Origin of the sequence: Alistipes sp. An31A, from assembly GCF_002159425.1 — a bacterium.
In the GTDB taxonomy this organism is placed as follows: Bacteria; Bacteroidota; Bacteroidia; order Bacteroidales; family Rikenellaceae; genus Alistipes; species Alistipes excrementigallinarum.
Genome location: NZ_NFIO01000011.1, coordinates 54,403 through 70,232 on the forward strand (window position 1 = coordinate 54,403; position 15,830 = coordinate 70,232).

The window sequence follows — 15,830 nt, forward strand, 5'->3', positions numbered from 1 at the left end:
CATCACCGCCGACCGGCCCTGCATCTCCGCGGACCGAAGAGAGCAAAAGCCGCATCCCCAGCAACGCAGGGGATGCGGCTTTCTTATGTGTGCGGATGGCCGGCCGGCTCAGCCGCAGATGTAGACGCAGTTGTAGAGCAGCGCGGCGGCGAGTGCTCCCAGCAGCGGCCCCAGCACGGGGACCCAGCTGTAGCTCCAGCCGCTCGGCCCCTTGCCGCGAATCGGCAGCAGGACGTGGGCCAGACGCGGCGGCAGGTCGCGCGCCGGATTGATGGCGTAGCCCGTCGTGCCTCCGAGCGACATGCCGATGGCCATGATGAGCATCGTTACGGGCAGCGCCCCGAGGCTTCCCATGCCGATTTCGGGGGTGTTGGCCTCGTTGCCGATGGCCAGGATGACGAAGACCAGCAGGAAGGTGCCGACAAACTCGCAGAAGAGGTTGCGCGGCGGATTCGCGATGGCGGGCATCGTGCAGAAGACGCCGAGCTTCGTCGCAGGGTCGTCCGTGGCGTCGAAGTGGTCCTTGTAGAAGGCGTAGACGAGCACCGCGCCGCAGAAGCCGCCCAGGAGCTGCGCCACGACGTAGCCCGTCACGTGGCCCCACGGGAAGAGCCCCGCCACGGCCATGCCGACCGTCACGGCGGGGTTGAGGTGGGCCCCCGAGTAGGGGCCGGCAATCAGCACGCCGCACATCACGGCCAGGCCCCAGGCCAGCGTGACGACCACCCAGCCGCCGCCCTGGCCTTTCGAGCGGTTCAGCCCGGTTGAGGCGACTACGCCGTCGCCCAGCAGCACCAGCACCAGCGTGCCGATGAATTCGAAGATGCATTGGGTCAGAAAGTCGGGTGTCATGGCTTAATGTCGTTTGGGGGGGTCGTAATCGTGCAGCACGCGCCCCACGGCGTCGTGCCACCCTTCGAGAGCGCGGCCGACGGGCTCGCGCTCGGTGGTGGGGACGAACACCCGTTCGGCCTCCCACTGGCTGCGGATTTCGTCGAGGTCCTGCCAGTAGCCGACGGCCAGACCGGCCAGATAGGCCGCGCCGAGGGCCGTGGTCTCGGTCACGCGGGGGCGGATGACCCGCTCGCCGAGCAGGTCGGCCTGGAACTGCATGAGGAGGTTGTTGCGGGCGGCGCCGCCGTCGACCTTCAGCTCGCGCAGCGTGATGCCGGCGTCGCGCTGCATGGCGTCGACGATGTCGTAGGTCTGGTAGGCGATGCCCTCAAGCGCCGCGCGGGCGATGTGGGCCGCCGTCGTGCCGCGGCTGATGCCGCTCACCGCGCCCCGGGCGTACTGGTCCCAGTAGGGGGCCGCCAGACCCGTCAGCGCCGGCACGAAGTAGACGCCTCCCGAGTCGGGCACCGATGCGGCGAGCTCCTCTACTTCGGACGAGGAGCGGATGATGCCCAGCCCGTCGCGCAACCACTGCACCACCGAGCCGCCCACGAAGATGCTCCCCTCGAGGGCGTAGGTGACGCGCTCGCCGATTTTCCAGGCGATGGTCGTCAGCAGGTTGTTGGCCGAGACGATGGGCTTTTCGCCGCTGTTCATCAGGAGGAAGCAGCCCGTGCCGTAGGTGTTCTTGACCGAGCCGGGCTCGACGCAGAGCTGGCCGAAGAGGGCCGCCTGCTGGTCGCCCGCGATGCCGGCGATGGGGACCTTGTGGGCGAAGATGGTGGTCTTCGTGGCGCCGTAGACCTCGCTCGACGAGCGGACGGAGGGCATCATCGAGCGCGGAATGTCGAAGAGCGCCAGCAACTCGTCGTCCCAGTCGAGCGTGTGGATGTTGAAGAGCATCGTGCGCGAGGCGTTGCTCACGTCGGTGACGTGCAGCTCGCCGCGCGTCAGACGCCAGATGAGCCACGTGTCGACCGTGCCGAACATCAGCTTGCCCTTCTCGGCGCGGGCGCGGGCCCCCGGCACGTTGTCGAGAATCCACTTGATTTTCGTGGCGCTGAAGTAGGCGTCGACAATCAGGCCGGTCCGCTCGCGGATGAACTCGGTGCGCCCCTCGGCCTTCAGTTGGTCGCAGTACTCCGAGGTGCGTCGGTCCTGCCAGACGATGGCGTTGTAGACGGGCTCCTCGCTCTCGGAGTCCCAGACGATGGTCGTCTCGCGCTGGTTGGTGATGCCGATGCCGGCGATGTTGAGTCCGTTGATGCCGATGGCGGCGATGGCTTCGGCGATGACCGAGGCCTGCGACGACCAGATTTCATGGGGATTGTGTTCGACCCATCCCGGTTTGGGGAAGTACTGGGGGAATTCGCGCTGGGCCATCGAGCGGATTTGCCCCTTGCGGTCGAAGACGATGGCGCGTGAGCTGCTCGTCCCCTGGTCGAGCGACAGAATGTATTGTTCCATAAGGCGTAGGTTGTGGTTTGTCGGTTGTCGGTCTTCGCTCCGGCGGCTCCGTCTTCGGGGCGTCGCCGGAGGATGCCCTACAAATATAGTGAAAATTCGGCAATTCGAAACGAAAGTCTTCAACTTTTTATTCGAAACAATATCCGGGGCGTTTCGAAATGAAAACGAAATGCCCCGCAACCGTTGGCTGCGGGGCAATTTTCGGGCCGGAGGGCGCTCCGGCAGAGCTTCGGAGGAGCGCCTTTGGCAGGCGCTCCGGCGGGGTGTGTGGCAGGTCCCTCGGCAGAGTCGGTCGGGGCAGGGGGGGCTACTCGGCGGCGTTGCGCTTGAGCCACTCCGTGCGGCGCAGGTCGGGCAGGTGGGTTACCTTGAACTGCTCGAAGCGGACGCGGAAGCCGTCACCGTCGGGGCTGGCGGCCATCGGGCCCACCATCACCGGCGTGTTGTCCTGCAGCGGGGCGTTGCGCATGAGCGTGTAGGTGCGGTCGTCGAACGAGTAGAAGATTTCGACGGCGTCGAGCCGACGCACGGCCTTGAGCCAGATGAAGGGGACGGGACGCTCGAGCTCGATGACGCTCCAGTCGCTGGTCGTGTGGGTCACCACGGCGCTGAGGTTGTACTTGCCGTCGACGAACTCGATGCCGGCCTTGATGTAGTTCTTGTGGTCGATGCGCAGCATGAGCCCCGCCTGGTCGAAGCGTGCGACGTAGTCGCCCGAGATTTTGATTTTGGCCTCGAACTCGCCGCCGTAGGTCGCATAGTAGAAGGGGGCGTCGTCGACCGTGAAGCCGTAGTGCGAAATGCGCCAGTAGTCGGTGTGCGGCGTGACGCGGAAGGTGAGGACGTCACCCTTGATGGACCACTCCTCGGGTTCGTTGAACCACTGCATCTTCTCCAGCGTCTGGGAGGCTGCCGCCTGGGCCGCAAGCAGGGCCAGCAGCATGAACAAGCACTTTTTCATCTCTTTTCTCTTTTTGCGTTAGTTTCGTTACCTTTGCAAAGGTAGTGCTCTCGGCAGGAAGGGGCAATACTGAGGATTAACCATTTTTTGCCGTCGGGTTATGGAACGGGAAGCCGAACGCCAGTTGAACGAAGAGCTGCTGCGCCAGTCCTTTTACGGGACCGGCGAGGAGTGCGCGGCCGAGGAGCACCGCCGCACGGCGCTCTGCTATGCGCGGACCGAAGGTGCGGTCGCCGTGCTGAGCGACCTGCGCGAACAGAGGAGCCTGGTCTGCTGCGGCGGCTTTGCCGAGCGGCTGGGGCTGGGGCTCAGCGGCGGGTCGTACGTCGTGGGCTCCATCTGGGAGGAGGAGGTGCTGCGGCGGATTCACCCCGAGGACCTGCAGCGCAAATACCTGCTCGAGCTCCGCTTCCTGCGCTGGATGAGGCAGCACCCCGCCCGGTGCGACTGCTACCTCTGCGAGCCGCTGCGCATGAGCGATGCCGCGGGCGCGAGCCTCGATGCGCTGCACCGCATGTTCTATCTGGCGGGCGACGCCGGCGAGGGCATCCGCTGGGCGCTCTGCCTCTACGGTCCCCGGAGCCTCGAGACGGCCGACGCGGTCATCGTCGACCCGCTGGCGGGGAGCGCCCTGCCGTTCGATACCCCCTCGGGCGAGACGCTCCTCTCGGAGCGCGAACGCGAGGTGCTGGGGTGGATTGAGCAGGGGCTCACGAGCAAGCAGGTGGCCGAACGTCTGGCCATCAGCGTCCATACGGTGAGCCGCCACCGGCAGAACATCCTCGGCAAGCTGCGCGTGGGCAACGTCGTCGAGGCGTGCCGCATCGCCCGCAACCTGAAGCTGCTGCCCTGAGGCGGCTCTGAGGCGGAGGCTCTGAAGTGGCGGCTCTGTGGTTGTTGTCCCGAAGCAGCGGTTTTGAAGTTGCTGCCCTGAGGCGGCAGCCCGCTGCGCCCCTCATATTTTATTTTTATATTGTCGCTCGTCCGGGCCGCACTATCTCCATTCACACCCTCCCTGTCTCCATTTTCGCCTCCTGTCTCCGCCCCTGTTTCGCCCCGCGCCGCGCCCCTTCCTTCTCCCCGCTGACTCTCCGCCTCCTTCCCTGTCCCTCCGTTCGCTTCTCCCCGCGCCCGCCTCCCCGCGCCTCGCCCCTTCCCGTGCTGCGCCTTTCTCCGCGCCCTCTCCGCGCCCTCTCCGCGCCCGCCTGCCTGCGCGTCCCTCCCGGCCTCTCCTCTCCCGTCTCCCCGCTGGCTCTCCGGTTTTTCTTCCCCCCCCCTGGAAAACCGCCCTGCGGTGCACTGCAGGGGCGGTGTTTACAATTTGTTGATTAAAAACGCGTCGCCCCGTTGGACGAACCGGCGGCATGCCCTATCTTTGTCTTCGTACAAGGTTTCCCCGCCGGCCTCCGCCGGTGCGGGATGAAAAGGGAACTCCTGTGTGATTCAGGGACTATGCCCGTAGCTGTAAGCTCCGCATCCGTCCGCACACTCTTGGCCACTGCCCCTCGGAGGGCGGGAAGGCGTGCGGCGGGGAGCAAGTCAGAAGACCTGCCTTGGGGAACATGCCGTCCGCTCTCGGGATGTGGGGCGCAGGCGGTGTACGGAACCTCTCCGCTTTCGTAATTTTTTTTGCATGTGAAGCCCGCCGGGGGCTCGTGCGTCCTGTCCGCTCCTTCCGCAGGAGCCGGACGGGCCGTCGGACGATTCCGCCGGGGGCAATGTAATAACCTAAAACCGGCACAACTATGGGTATTTCGGAACTCCGCATCGTCAAGCGGGACGGCAAGCGCGAGCCGTTCTCGGTCGAGAAAATCAAGCGCGCAATCAGCAAGGCCTTCCTCTCGGTGGGGAGCTACGCCACGGACGACGACCTGACTTCGGTGCTCAGCCGCGTGCATGTCTCGGACGGCATGTCGGTCGAGGAGATTCAGAACCAGGTCGAGGTGGCCCTCATGGCCGAGCGCTACTTCGCCGTGGCCAAGAGCTACATGCTCTACCGCCAGAAGCACACCGAGGACCGCGAGGACCGCGAGAAGCTCAACTTCCTGATGGACTACTGCGACGCGAAGAACCCCGCCACGGGGTCGAAGTACGACGCCAACGCCAACGTCGAGAACAAGAACATCGCCACGCTCATCGGCGAGCTGCCCAAGCGCAACTTCATCCGCCTGAACCGCCGCCTGCTGACCGACCGCATCCGCGAGATGTACGGCAAGGAGCTTTCAGACAAGTACCTGCACCTGCTCAACAACCACTTCATCTACAAGAACGACGAGACCTCGATGGCCAACTACTGCGCCTCGATTACGATGTACCCGTGGCTGCTGGGCGGGACGCTCTCCATCGGCGGCAACTCGACGCGCCCGACCAACCTCAAGTCCTTCTGCGGAGGCTTCGTCAACATGGTCTTCATCGTCTCGTCGATGCTCTCGGGCGCCTGCGCCACCCCCGAGTTCCTCATGTACATGAACTACTTCATCGGGCTGGAGTACGGCGAGGACTACTACCTGCACGCCGACCGCGTGGTCGACCTCTCGAAGAAGCAGCGCACGCTCGACAAGGTCATCACCGACTGCTTCGAGCAGATTGTCTACTCGATTAACCAGCCCACCGGGGCGCGCAACTTCCAGGCCGTCTTCTGGAACGTCGCCTACTACGACCGCTACTACTTCGAGTCGCTCTTCGGCGAGTTTCGCTTCCCCGACGGTTCGCGCCCCCACTGGGAGTCGCTCTCGTGGCTGCAGAAGCGCTTCATGAAGTGGTTCAACCGCGAGCGGACGCGCACCGTGCTCACCTTCCCCGTCGAAACCATGGCGCTGCTCACGCGCGACGGTGACGTGATGGACCGCGAGTGGGGCGACTTCACGGCCGAGATGTATGCCGAGGGGCACTCCTTCTTCACCTACATCAGCGACAACGCCGACTCGCTCTCGTCGTGCTGCCGCCTGCGCAACGAAATCCAGGACAACGGCTTCAGCTATACGCTCGGCGCGGGGGGCGTCTCGACCGGCTCGAAGAGCGTGCTGACCATCAACCTGAACCGCTGCGTGCAGTACGCCGTGCGCAACGGCATGCACTACCTGACCTATCTGGAGGAGGTGGTCGACCTGGTGCACAAGGTCCAGACGGCCTACAACGAGAATCTCAAGCGGCTGCAGGCCAAGGGGATGCTTCCGCTCTTCGATGCGGGCTACATCAACCTCTCGCGGCAGTATCTGACCGTCGGCGTCAACGGACTGGTCGAGGCGGCCGAGTTTCTGGGCATCCCCATCACCGACAACGACGACTACGCCGGCTTCGTGCAGCAGGTGCTGGGGCTCATCGAGCGCTACAACCGCAAGTACCGCACGCGCGAGCTGATGTTCAACTGCGAGATGATTCCCGCCGAGAACGTCGGCGTGAAGCATGCCAAGTGGGACCGCGAGGATGGCTACGCCGTGCCGCGCGACTGCTACAACTCCTACTTCTATGTGGTCGAGGATGCCTCGCTCAACGTCATCGACAAGTTCCGCCTCCACGGCCGCCGCTACATCGAGCACCTGACGGGCGGCTCGGCGCTGCACATGAACCTCGAGGAGCACCTCACGCGCGAGCAGTACCGCCACCTGCTGCGCGTGGCCGCCGCCGAGGGGTGCAACTACTTCACCTTCAACATCCCCAACACGGTCTGCAACGACTGCGGCCACATCGACAAACGCTATCTGAAGGAGTGTCCCGTCTGCCACGGCTCGAACGTCGACTACCTCACGCGCGTCATCGGTTACATGAAGCGCGTCTCGAACTTCTCGGCAGCGCGCCAGCAGGAGGCCTCGCGCCGCTACTACGGCACGCTCAGGCCGGGGGAGGAGCTGGCCGCGGCCGCCGGCGGGGAGCAGCAGGAGGAACCCATCCGCGAACGGGCATGAAGGGGCTCCGCTACCACAACTTCGACGTCGTCTTCGCCGAGATTCCCGGCGAGGTGACCCTGGCGCTCAACCTCACGGGGTGCCCCAACCGCTGCCCGGGGTGCCACAGCCCCCACCTGCAGGGGGAGGGCGGCCGTCCGCTCGACGAGCGCGAGCTGCTGGCGCTCATCGACTGCTACGGCCGCTCGGTGACCTGCCTCTGCTTCATGGGGGGCGACGCCGCGCCCGACGAGGTGGCGCGGCTGGCCGCCGTGGTGCGGCGTGCCGCCCCGGCGCTGCGCACGGGGTGGTACTCGGGGCGGCCGGAGCTGCCCGAGGGGTTCCGTCCCGGTCTCTTCGACTACGTCAAGCTGGGCCCCTGGGTCGAAGCGCTGGGGCCGCTGACGGCGCCGACGACCAACCAGCGCCTCTACCGCATCGCCCCCGACGGCACGATGAGCGACATCACCGAACGCTTCCGCCGCCGGCCGTAGCCGTGCGGGACGTTGAGGCCGGCCGCATCTCCCGAATGCGGGGCGCCGGCGCGGAGCTCCCGGTCCGGCATGGAGCCTTGGTGCGGCGAAGGTTTCGGCGCGGAATTTTCCGGCTTGGAGCGGGGCCCGCTGCGGCACGAAGGCCCCGGCACGGCTCGAAGGTTTCGGACCTGTACGAAGCTACGACGCAGCATGGAGCTCCCGGCGCGGCACGGTACCCTCGGCCCCCGGCCCGGATTTTCCGGCGCGGTGCGGATTTTTCGGGAAAATAGCTATTTTTGTCCCGGCGGCGACCCCTCCGGAACGGTTCCGGAGGCGTGCAGCGCCGCATGAACCCTAATTGATATGAACATGATGATGAAAAGAACCCCGAACCTGCTGAAACGGTCGGGAGCCCTGCTGCTCCTTGCCGTGCTGCTCCTTCCCGCCTGCCGCGAAGGGGCGCAGAACCCGACGCTCGTCCTGAGCGACGGCATCCGCTTCTGCGAGAGCACCTATCCCTACCGCGACGGCGTGCTGGTCGCCAACTTCGGCACCGAGAGCCTCAATCCGCTCAACGACGAGGGGAAGGGCTATATCCTCTATGTCACGCCCGAACGCAGCGAGGTGGTGATTCCCGCCACGGGCGCCCTGTCGGCCCCCAAGGGGATGTTCCTGCGTGACGACCACCTCTTCGTCTGCGACGTCAACCGCGTGGTGGTCTTCAACCTTGCCCGCCCCGAGGCGGAGCCCCAGGTGGTGCGCCTGCCCGAAGGCGAGCTCTTCGTCAACGACCTGGTGGCCGACGGCAACGTGCTCTACGCCTCGGTGACCAATACGGGCCGCATCTTCCGGTTCGACATCTCGGACCTCGACGCCGTGGGTGCCCCCGAGGCGTGGCTCGACGTGCCGGGTGCCAACGGCATGCTGCTCCACGACGGAGCCCTCTACGTGGTCTCCTACCCGGCCGACGGGGTGACCACCCCGGCCAACGTCGTCTACCGCATCGGTGCGCTGGACAACCCCGTAGCCGAGCGCTTCATCGAGCTGCCGGGTCAGTACGACGGCATCGCCCTCTCGACCGACGGCCGCGCCCTGGTGGTGAGCAACTGGGCTCCGGCCTCGCTGGCGCGCATCGACCTTGAGAGCCGAGCCGTGACGCCCGTCACCCTCGAGCTCGAGCAGCCGCTGGTAGGCCCCGCCGACATGACCCTCCGCGACGGGCAGCTCTGGATTCCCGACCTGCCCAACAGCCGCGTGGTGCGCATCGCCGAGCCCTGATTGAAAGGCCGTGCAACCCGAAAAGAGGCGGACCCCACGCGCGTGGGGTCCGCCTCTCTGTTTTGTGTGCTGTCCGGTCCCGGAAAGCGGCTGTTTTTTGCGCCGGCCTTTTTTCGGCATCCGGCGCCTCCGTCCGGTGCTGTCTTCCGTTTTTCGGCCCCCGGCGGGGTGTCAATCCTCGTCGAGCAGGTCGGGGCGCAGTGCGCGCGTCCGGGCAAGGGACTGCTCCTCCTGCCAGCGGGCTATCTCGGCGAAGTTGCCCGAGAGAAGCACGTCGGGAACCCGCCATCCGCGGAACTCGGCCGGCCGCGTGTAGACGGGCGGGGCCAGCAGGTCGTCCTGGAAGCAGTCCGTCAGCGCCGAGGCCTCGTCGCCCAGCGCCCCGGGGATGAGCCGCACCACCGAGTCGGCAATGACGCAGGCGGCCAGCTCGCCCCCCGTCAGCACGTAGTCGCCGATGGAAATCTCGCGCGTGATGAGGTGCTCGCGGATGCGGTGGTCGATGCCCTTGTAGTGGCCGCAGAGGATGATGATGTTCTCGAGCATCGAGAGGCGGTTGGCCTCGTGCTGGTCGTAGCGCACGCCGTCGGGCGAGGTGTAGATGATTTCGTCGTAGCGGCGCTCGGCGCAGAGCTTCTCGACCAGTTCGAAGACCGGTTCGCACTTCATCACCATGCCCGCCTCGCCCCCGAAGGGGTAGTCGTCGGTGGTCTTGCGCTTGTCGTGGGCGTAGTCGTGGAGGTTGTGCACCACAATTTCGACGAGCCCCTTCTCCTGGGCCCGCTTGAGGATGGATTCGTTCAGCGGCGAGCTTACCAGCTCGGGAACGACGGTGATGATATCGATGCGCATCTGGGCAGTCGTTTGTTCGTGTTCGGTTTTTCGGGGCCGCACCGGAGCCATTTCCGTGGCCGGGCGGCGTGTGGCGGCGGGTTGTTTCGCGGGGACTGCCTCGCCGGGCCTCCCTTTGTGCGGGCTGCTTTCCGGCCGGGCGGCGTGTGGCGGGCGTTTCGCGGAGTCTGTCCCGCCGGGCCTTCCTTTGTGCGGGCTGCTTTCCGGCCGGGCGGCCTGTTCCGCCGGTCCTCAGTTGCGGGCGGCGCGGGGGCGGAAGATGATGTCCTTTGCGGAGCCCTCCGTGAGCGGCACCTCGCGCCCGCGGTCGAGCGTGAAGCCCTCGTAGCCCAGCTCCGTGAAGAGTTCGATGATTCGGGGTCGGTTCGCTCCCCCCGTCTCGATGAGCACCCGCGGGTGGAAGCGTTCGAGCAGCGGCCGCATCTCGCGCATGACCACCAGCTCGTACCCCTCGATGTCGCACTTGATGAAGTCGAGCCGCGTGAGCGGGGCGAAGAGCTCGCTGCCGCGCCGCATCTGGGCGGGGAACTCGTCGGAGGCCGCCTCGCCGCGCTCGTTGACGAAGTTCTGCCCCGTGCCGAAGTAGCCCTGCTCGCGCGCCGTGTCGTTGGCCATCGAGACCTCGCGCGAGGAGGCGCCCAGCGCGTAGGGGAGTATCTCGACGTTGCTGTAGCTGCCGACGTTGCGGCGCAGCACGCGGCGAATCGGCTCGACGGGCTCGACGGCGTAGACCCTCCCCGCGGGGCCCGTCAGGCGGGCCAGCGTGCGGGTGTAGTAGCCCAGGTTGGCGCCGATGTCGATGACCGTGTCGCCCGGCGAGACCAGCGCGCCGAGGTGGTAGACATACTCCGTGGCGGGGCTGCGGCGCCCCAGGCCGAGGCGCTGGCTGAGGAAGAAGAGGGCGCTCACCGTGCGGAGGTATCCTTCGAGCGGCAGCAGCCGGTAGAGCAGTTTGTGAATCGGTTTTCCCACGGTGCTGAGCGGCTTAGCGGTGGTCGTTTTCGGGGTCGCGGTAGTTCACCTCGTGGTTGAGCACCTCGACGATGAAGGGGTTGTAGAGCGTCTCGTGGCCCAGCGTCGTCTCGGGTCCGTGGCCCGGATAGACGTGCACCTCGTCGCCCAGCGGCAGCAGCTGCTCGAGAATCGAGCGCATAATCCACGAGTAGTCGCCTCCGGGCAGGTCCGTGCGGCCAATCGACTCGCGGAAGAGCGTGTCGCCCGTGAAGAGCGCCTTCGACCGCGGCTCGTAGAGCGCCACGTGGCCCGGCGTGTGGCCCGGCGTGTGGATGACGCGCAGGGTCGTCTGCCCGAAGTGAAGCTCGGGCGTCGTCTCGAGGTCGATGTCCACCGTGGGCATCGCTCCGACGGGAACCCCGAATACCGAGCCGCTCACCGAGGCGTTCTCGAGCAGGAAGCGGTCCTTCGACGAGAGGGCGAAGGGGATGCCGTACTGCCGTTTGAGGAACTCCACGCCGAGCGTGTGGTCGAAGTGGCCGTGGGTGTTGGCCGCCAGCACGGGGTGCAGTCCGTGCTGCTCGATGAAGTTGCGCAGCGCCGCATTCTCGCGGTCGTTGCTGTTGCCGGCGTCGATGACGGCGCACTGGTTCGTCTCGTCCCAGAGGACGTAGGTGTTCTCCTGAATCGGATTGAAGGTCAGGCAGGCGATTTTCATGCGGGTGAAAGCGGTTTGTGGCCTGCGCCGGGCCGTCCGTGGAGGGGTCGGGCAAGGTGCGGGCCGGGTAACGCGACAAAGATAGTGCATGCGGCGCGCAAAAACAAGCAAAAACAGGTCCGCGCGGCATTTGCCCTTCGGGCCGCGGGGCGGCTGCGGGACGGAGAAGGGTCTGCGGCCGGCCGCGGGGCGGCGGAGGGTCGGTGGCTGGCAGCGGGGCGGCGGAAGGTCGGGCGGAGGGTGGCCGGCCGGAGCTTTGCGAGCGGGCGACGGCGGGTCGTCGGCAGGAGGAAGGAGGGTTGGCCGCGGCCGGTCGGATGGTCCGGGAACGGCCGCGCGGAGGGCAGTCTGTGACCGGGCGGAGAAGGGTCTGCGGCCGGCAGCGGGGCGGAGAAAGCGGCCGGCGGGGACGGCGGGGAGCGGAATTTTTCGTATCTTTCCGCCTGCAACTTCGCGTTCGCGCGGGCGCCGTGCGGCCCGGCCCGACGTTTGCATCTTCGGAACAGAATATGAAACAATCCCTCCTTTGGCGCGGCCTGCTGGTGTGGGCCTGCGCCCTTGCGGCGACGGGGTGCTCGCTGCTCAAGGTCTCGGTCTCGTCGGGTGACCCGCTGCCCGACGAGACGCTGCGTCTGCGCACCATGACGCGGGGCTTCTACTACGACCTCTCGTCGGGCATCGCGGCGGCGGCCGACTCCGTGGTTGCCGCCTCGCCCCGCGCTGCGACGCAGCTGGTGGCCATCCGCTGGAAAATCCGCGCCACGCGGGCGGCCGTCGAGGCGGCTATGCAGTCCGACCCCGAGGTGGCGCTGGCTGACACGTGGATTCTCTGCCGCCGCATGAACGAGGCCTTCGCGCAGCTGCCCGACTCGCTGCTCTTCGGGGCGGAGAGCTCCATTGCGCGCGAGGCGGCCGCCCGCTTCGAGCGGCGCGTAGCGCGGCTCTCGGAGCAGCTGCTCCCCGCCGACCGGCAGCGGCTCATGGAGCGCTTCGTCGGGGAGTACGTCGCGGCGCACCCCCGTCCCGACGACGACGGGGCGGCGGCGCCCAACACGCTGCTGGCCTGGTTCGAGTTCCTGCGCGCCAACGGCCGCGAACCGAGCTACGCCACGGGGAGCATCTCGGAGGTGATGGCCGACGTGAGCGACCGCGTGGGGAGCCAGACCCGGCAGCTGGCCAACAGCGTGGGGTGGTCGCGCCAGATGCTCGAAATCCGCATGCAGCAGGACAGCCTGCGCAGCCGCGTCGAGGGGCAGCTCGACTCGCTCGAACGCAACTTCGGCCGGCTGGTGGCCGTGGCCGAGCATCTGCCCGGCCTCTCGGAGCAGCTGCTGGAGGAGTTGAACCTCCAGGCCGGGCAGCTCATCGGCGCCATCGACTCGAGCATGGCCTCGGCCTTCGACGACCTCGACCGGCAGCGGGTCGAGATTCAGCACTACGTCTCGACCGAACGCGAGGCGCTCGTCGGACAGGTGCAGCAGGCGGCCGACGAGGCGGTGCAGCATGCCCTGGAGCGCATCCCGGCGGTGATTGGACGGCTGCTCTTCTATGTGGTGGCGGCGCTGGTGGTGCTGCTCGGCCTCCCCTTCCTGGTGGGCTTCTGGCTGGGCGGCCTGCGCACCCGCCGGCAGAGCGGCCGGCAGAAGGCCCCGTCGGGGGACGATTCGGCTCCGGAGCAGGGCGGCGGCTCCCCGGACGAGGGTCGGAGCGGCCCCGGTGAATGAAATAATCGCCCGTTTTGGCCGCCGAACGGCGAATTATCCCTACCTTTGTCTCCCGAACAACAGCGAAAAAGAGACCTTATGGCACGCAAAAAAGCCGATTACCCTCTGCTCGAGGGACTCGAAATAACGACGCTCGCCGCCGAAGGCAAGGCGATGGGGCGCTGGAACGAACAGGTGGTCTTCGTCCCGATGACCGTACCGGGCGACGTGGTCGACGTCCAGATTCGGACCAAGCGCCGCCGCTACATGGAGGGTTACGTGGTCCGCTACGTGCGCCGCTCGCCGCTGCGTGTGGAGCCCTTCTGCGAACACTTCGGTGTCTGCGGCGGCTGCAAGTGGCAGAACCTGCCCTACGACGAGCAGCTGCGCTTCAAGCGCGAGCAGGTGCGCGACCAGCTCACGCGCATCGGCAAGGTCGAACTGCCCGAGATTGCCCCCTGCCTGGGGTCGGCCCGCACGCAGTTCTACCGCAACAAGCTCGAATTCACCTTCGCCGACCGCCGCTGGCTCACCTACGAGGAGGTGGCCTCCGGCGCGGAGCTCGACGCCTCGCCCGCCGTGGGCTTCCACATCCCGGGCATGTTCGACAAGGTGCTCGACATCCACCGCTGCTGGCTCCAGCCCGAGCCCTCGAACGCCATCCGCCTCGAGGCGAAGCGCTTCTGCGTGGAGCACGGCTATACGTTCCACAACGCCCGCGAGCACAGCGGCCTGATGCGCAACATGATTATCCGCACGGCCTCGACGGGTGAGGTGATGGTCATCGTGGTCTTCGGCCAGGAGGATATGCCGCGCATTGAGGCGCTGCTCGACCACCTTGCCGCCGCCTTCCCCGCCATCACGTCGCTCTTCTACGTGGTCAACACCAAGTGGAACGACTCGGTGGGCGACCTGCAGCCGGTCTGCTACCGGGGCAAGGACCACATCATCGAGCAGATGGAGGGGCTGCGCTTCAAGGTGGGCCCCAAATCCTTCTACCAGACCAATTCGCAGCAGGCCCTGGAGCTCTACCGCGTGGCCCGCGACTTCGCACAGCTCGGCGGCGACGAGGTGCTCTACGACCTCTACACCGGGACGGGCACCATCGCCAACTTCTGCGCCGCGCGCTGCCGGCAGGTGGTGGGCGTGGAGTATGTTCCCGAGGCGATTGAGGATGCGAAGCTCAACTCGGCGCTCAACGGCATCACCAACACGCGCTTCTATGCGGGCGACATGAAGGAGGTGCTCGACGACGCCTTCGTTGCGGCCAACGGACGCCCCGACGTCATCATCCTCGACCCGCCGCGTGCCGGGGTCGACGAGCCGGTGCTGGAGGTCATCCTGCGTGCGGCGCCCCGGCGGATTGTCTATGTGAGCTGCAACCCCGCCACGCAGGCGCGCGACCTGGCGCTGCTCGACGGCGCCTACCGCGTCGAGGCGGTGCAGCCGGTCGACATGTTCCCCCATACGCACCACGTCGAGAACGTCGTGAAGCTCGTGCGGCGGTAGGGTAGTGCGGTGGCGAGACCGCGGCTTTTCGCGGGGGACGGGCCGGTGGATTGCAGCCTTGCGGCGCGAGGCCGGCGCTTCTGCGGCTTTGCGAGGACCGGGCCGAGGCTTTTCGCGGGGGCGGTCCGGTGGACTGCTTCCTTGCGGTTCGGGGCCGGTGTTTCTGCCGTTTTGCGGCGGCTGAGGCTTTTTGCGGCGGCGGGCGGGCCTCCGGTACGTCCCGGAAAAAGGCGGCCGTACAATATCGGGAGGGGAGCCGACGTTCTATGGGTACGAGAAACCTTAAAACCCCATACGATGAAAAAGTTGATTCTGATGGCGGCGGTCGCCCTGATGGCGCTCCCCGCGGCGGCACAGAATGCCGAAGCCTATCCCAGCTACATCCAGGTGACGGGCAGGGCCGAGCAGGAGCTCACCCCCGACGAATTCTACCTCTCGATTGTCATCGACGAGCGCGACTCGAAGGGTAAAATCTCGGTCGAGAGCCAGCAGCGCGACCTCATCTCGACGCTCAAGAAGCAGGGGGTCAACGTCTCCGAACAGCTCAAGATGTCCAACCTCTCGAGTGAATTCTTCAAGAAGAAGAGCACGCTCTCGACGGCCAAATACCAGCTCAAGCTCTTCTCGGCCGAGGAGGTGGCCCGCGTCTGGCAGGCGCTCGACGCGCTGGGCATCTCGAACGTCTCGTTGCTGCGCGTGAGCCACTCGAAACTCGACCAGTACAAGGAGCAGGTGCGTCTGGAGGCCATCCGCAACGCCCGCGAGAGCGCCGAGTCGCTGGCCGGCGCCATCGGCCAGAGGGTGGGCAAGTGCTTCTACATCTACGACTCGAACAGCGACGTGATGCCCGCCCTCTATGCCAACGGGATGATGCTGGCGCGCGGGCTGAAGGTCTCCGAGGAGGCTTCGGATGCCTCGTTCGTCGAGGAGCCGCTCGAATTCCGGACCATCAAGCTCGACTACAGCGTCCAGGCGAAGTTCGTCCTCGAATAGAGGGCTGAAAGCCGCCCGCTGTCTTTCGGACAGGCTGCGCGAAGGGCTCTTCGCTACAGGTATGCGCCCCTCCGGGCCCGGGAGTTGCCTCCCGCGGCGGACGGGGCGCTTTTTTGTGCCCGTTCCGGACTGTTCCGGCGG

General features: G+C 66.5%; 13 protein-coding genes and 1 riboswitch. Of the genes, 7 read left to right on the forward strand and 6 right to left on the reverse strand.

The genetic code is table 11. From position 1 onward, the window contains the following. Window positions 1-108: 108 nt before the first annotated feature. The 3 genes from B5F90_RS09195 to B5F90_RS09205 all read right to left on the reverse strand — a co-directional run bounded on the left by B5F90_RS09195 (window position 109) and on the right by B5F90_RS09205 (window position 3,322). Window positions 109-852, reverse strand: coding sequence for an MIP/aquaporin family protein (locus B5F90_RS09195; RefSeq protein WP_087362505.1), 744 nt, complete (start codon window positions 850-852; stop codon window positions 109-111). Between the two features lie 3 nt (window positions 853-855). Continuing rightward, complete coding sequence (glpK, locus tag B5F90_RS09200) at window positions 856-2,361, reverse strand: glycerol kinase GlpK (RefSeq protein ID WP_087362506.1); 1,506 nt, start codon at window positions 2,359-2,361, stop codon at window positions 856-858. A 307-nt stretch (window positions 2,362-2,668) separates the two neighbouring features. Beyond that, complete coding sequence (locus B5F90_RS09205; RefSeq protein ID WP_087362507.1) at window positions 2,669-3,322, reverse strand: DUF1349 domain-containing protein; 654 nt, start codon at window positions 3,320-3,322, stop codon at window positions 2,669-2,671. A gap of 100 nt (window positions 3,323-3,422) precedes the next feature. Here B5F90_RS09205 and B5F90_RS09210 point away from each other — a divergent pair, with 100 nt between their 5' ends. The 4 genes from B5F90_RS09210 to B5F90_RS09225 all read left to right on the forward strand — a co-directional run bounded on the left by B5F90_RS09210 (window position 3,423) and on the right by B5F90_RS09225 (window position 8,960). Further along, the gene (locus B5F90_RS09210) at window positions 3,423-4,175 is read left to right on the forward strand and encodes a helix-turn-helix transcriptional regulator (RefSeq protein WP_087362508.1); all 753 of its coding nucleotides are present in this window, start codon (window positions 3,423-3,425) and stop codon (window positions 4,173-4,175) included. Window positions 4,176-4,693: 518 nt separating this feature from the next. Further along, window positions 4,694-4,893: riboswitch (cobalamin riboswitch) on the forward strand. Between the two features lie 174 nt (window positions 4,894-5,067). After that, window positions 5,068-7,227 (forward strand): anaerobic ribonucleoside-triphosphate reductase, encoded by a 2,160-nt coding sequence (gene nrdD, locus B5F90_RS09215; protein WP_087362509.1) that lies wholly within the window; start codon window positions 5,068-5,070, stop codon window positions 7,225-7,227. Then, window positions 7,224-7,700 (forward strand): 4Fe-4S cluster-binding domain-containing protein, encoded by a 477-nt coding sequence (locus B5F90_RS09220; protein ID WP_087362510.1) that lies wholly within the window; start codon window positions 7,224-7,226, stop codon window positions 7,698-7,700. The genes nrdD and B5F90_RS09220 overlap by 4 nt, the downstream gene beginning before the upstream one ends. A gap of 351 nt (window positions 7,701-8,051) precedes the next feature. Then, complete coding sequence (locus B5F90_RS09225; RefSeq protein ID WP_143256152.1) at window positions 8,052-8,960, forward strand: hypothetical protein; 909 nt, start codon at window positions 8,052-8,054, stop codon at window positions 8,958-8,960. A gap of 171 nt (window positions 8,961-9,131) precedes the next feature. Here the strand turns inward: B5F90_RS09225 and trmD are convergent, their stop codons facing one another. The 3 genes from trmD to B5F90_RS09240 all read right to left on the reverse strand — a co-directional run bounded on the left by trmD (window position 9,132) and on the right by B5F90_RS09240 (window position 11,484). Then, the gene (gene trmD / locus B5F90_RS09230; RefSeq protein WP_087362512.1) at window positions 9,132-9,812 is read right to left on the reverse strand and encodes a tRNA (guanosine(37)-N1)-methyltransferase TrmD; all 681 of its coding nucleotides are present in this window, start codon (window positions 9,810-9,812) and stop codon (window positions 9,132-9,134) included. 231 nt (window positions 9,813-10,043) lie between these two features. Beyond that, window positions 10,044-10,784, reverse strand: a complete 741-nt coding sequence (locus B5F90_RS09235) for an FkbM family methyltransferase (protein WP_087362513.1) — start codon at window positions 10,782-10,784, stop codon at window positions 10,044-10,046. Window positions 10,785-10,797: 13 nt separating this feature from the next. Further along, window positions 10,798-11,484, reverse strand: a complete 687-nt coding sequence (locus B5F90_RS09240; RefSeq protein ID WP_087362514.1) for an MBL fold metallo-hydrolase — start codon at window positions 11,482-11,484, stop codon at window positions 10,798-10,800. Between the two features lie 509 nt (window positions 11,485-11,993). Between B5F90_RS09240 and B5F90_RS09245 the strand changes: the two genes are divergently transcribed. The 3 genes from B5F90_RS09245 to B5F90_RS09255 all read left to right on the forward strand — a co-directional run bounded on the left by B5F90_RS09245 (window position 11,994) and on the right by B5F90_RS09255 (window position 15,689). Further along, window positions 11,994-13,208 (forward strand): hypothetical protein, encoded by a 1,215-nt coding sequence (locus tag B5F90_RS09245; RefSeq protein ID WP_239307784.1) that lies wholly within the window; start codon window positions 11,994-11,996, stop codon window positions 13,206-13,208. 78 nt (window positions 13,209-13,286) lie between these two features. After that, window positions 13,287-14,696, forward strand: coding sequence for a 23S rRNA (uracil(1939)-C(5))-methyltransferase RlmD (rlmD, locus tag B5F90_RS09250; protein ID WP_087362515.1), 1,410 nt, complete (start codon window positions 13,287-13,289; stop codon window positions 14,694-14,696). Window positions 14,697-14,993: 297 nt separating this feature from the next. Beyond that, window positions 14,994-15,689, forward strand: a complete 696-nt coding sequence (locus B5F90_RS09255) for an SIMPL domain-containing protein (protein ID WP_087362516.1) — start codon at window positions 14,994-14,996, stop codon at window positions 15,687-15,689. The last annotated feature ends 141 nt before the right edge of the window (window positions 15,690-15,830 follow it).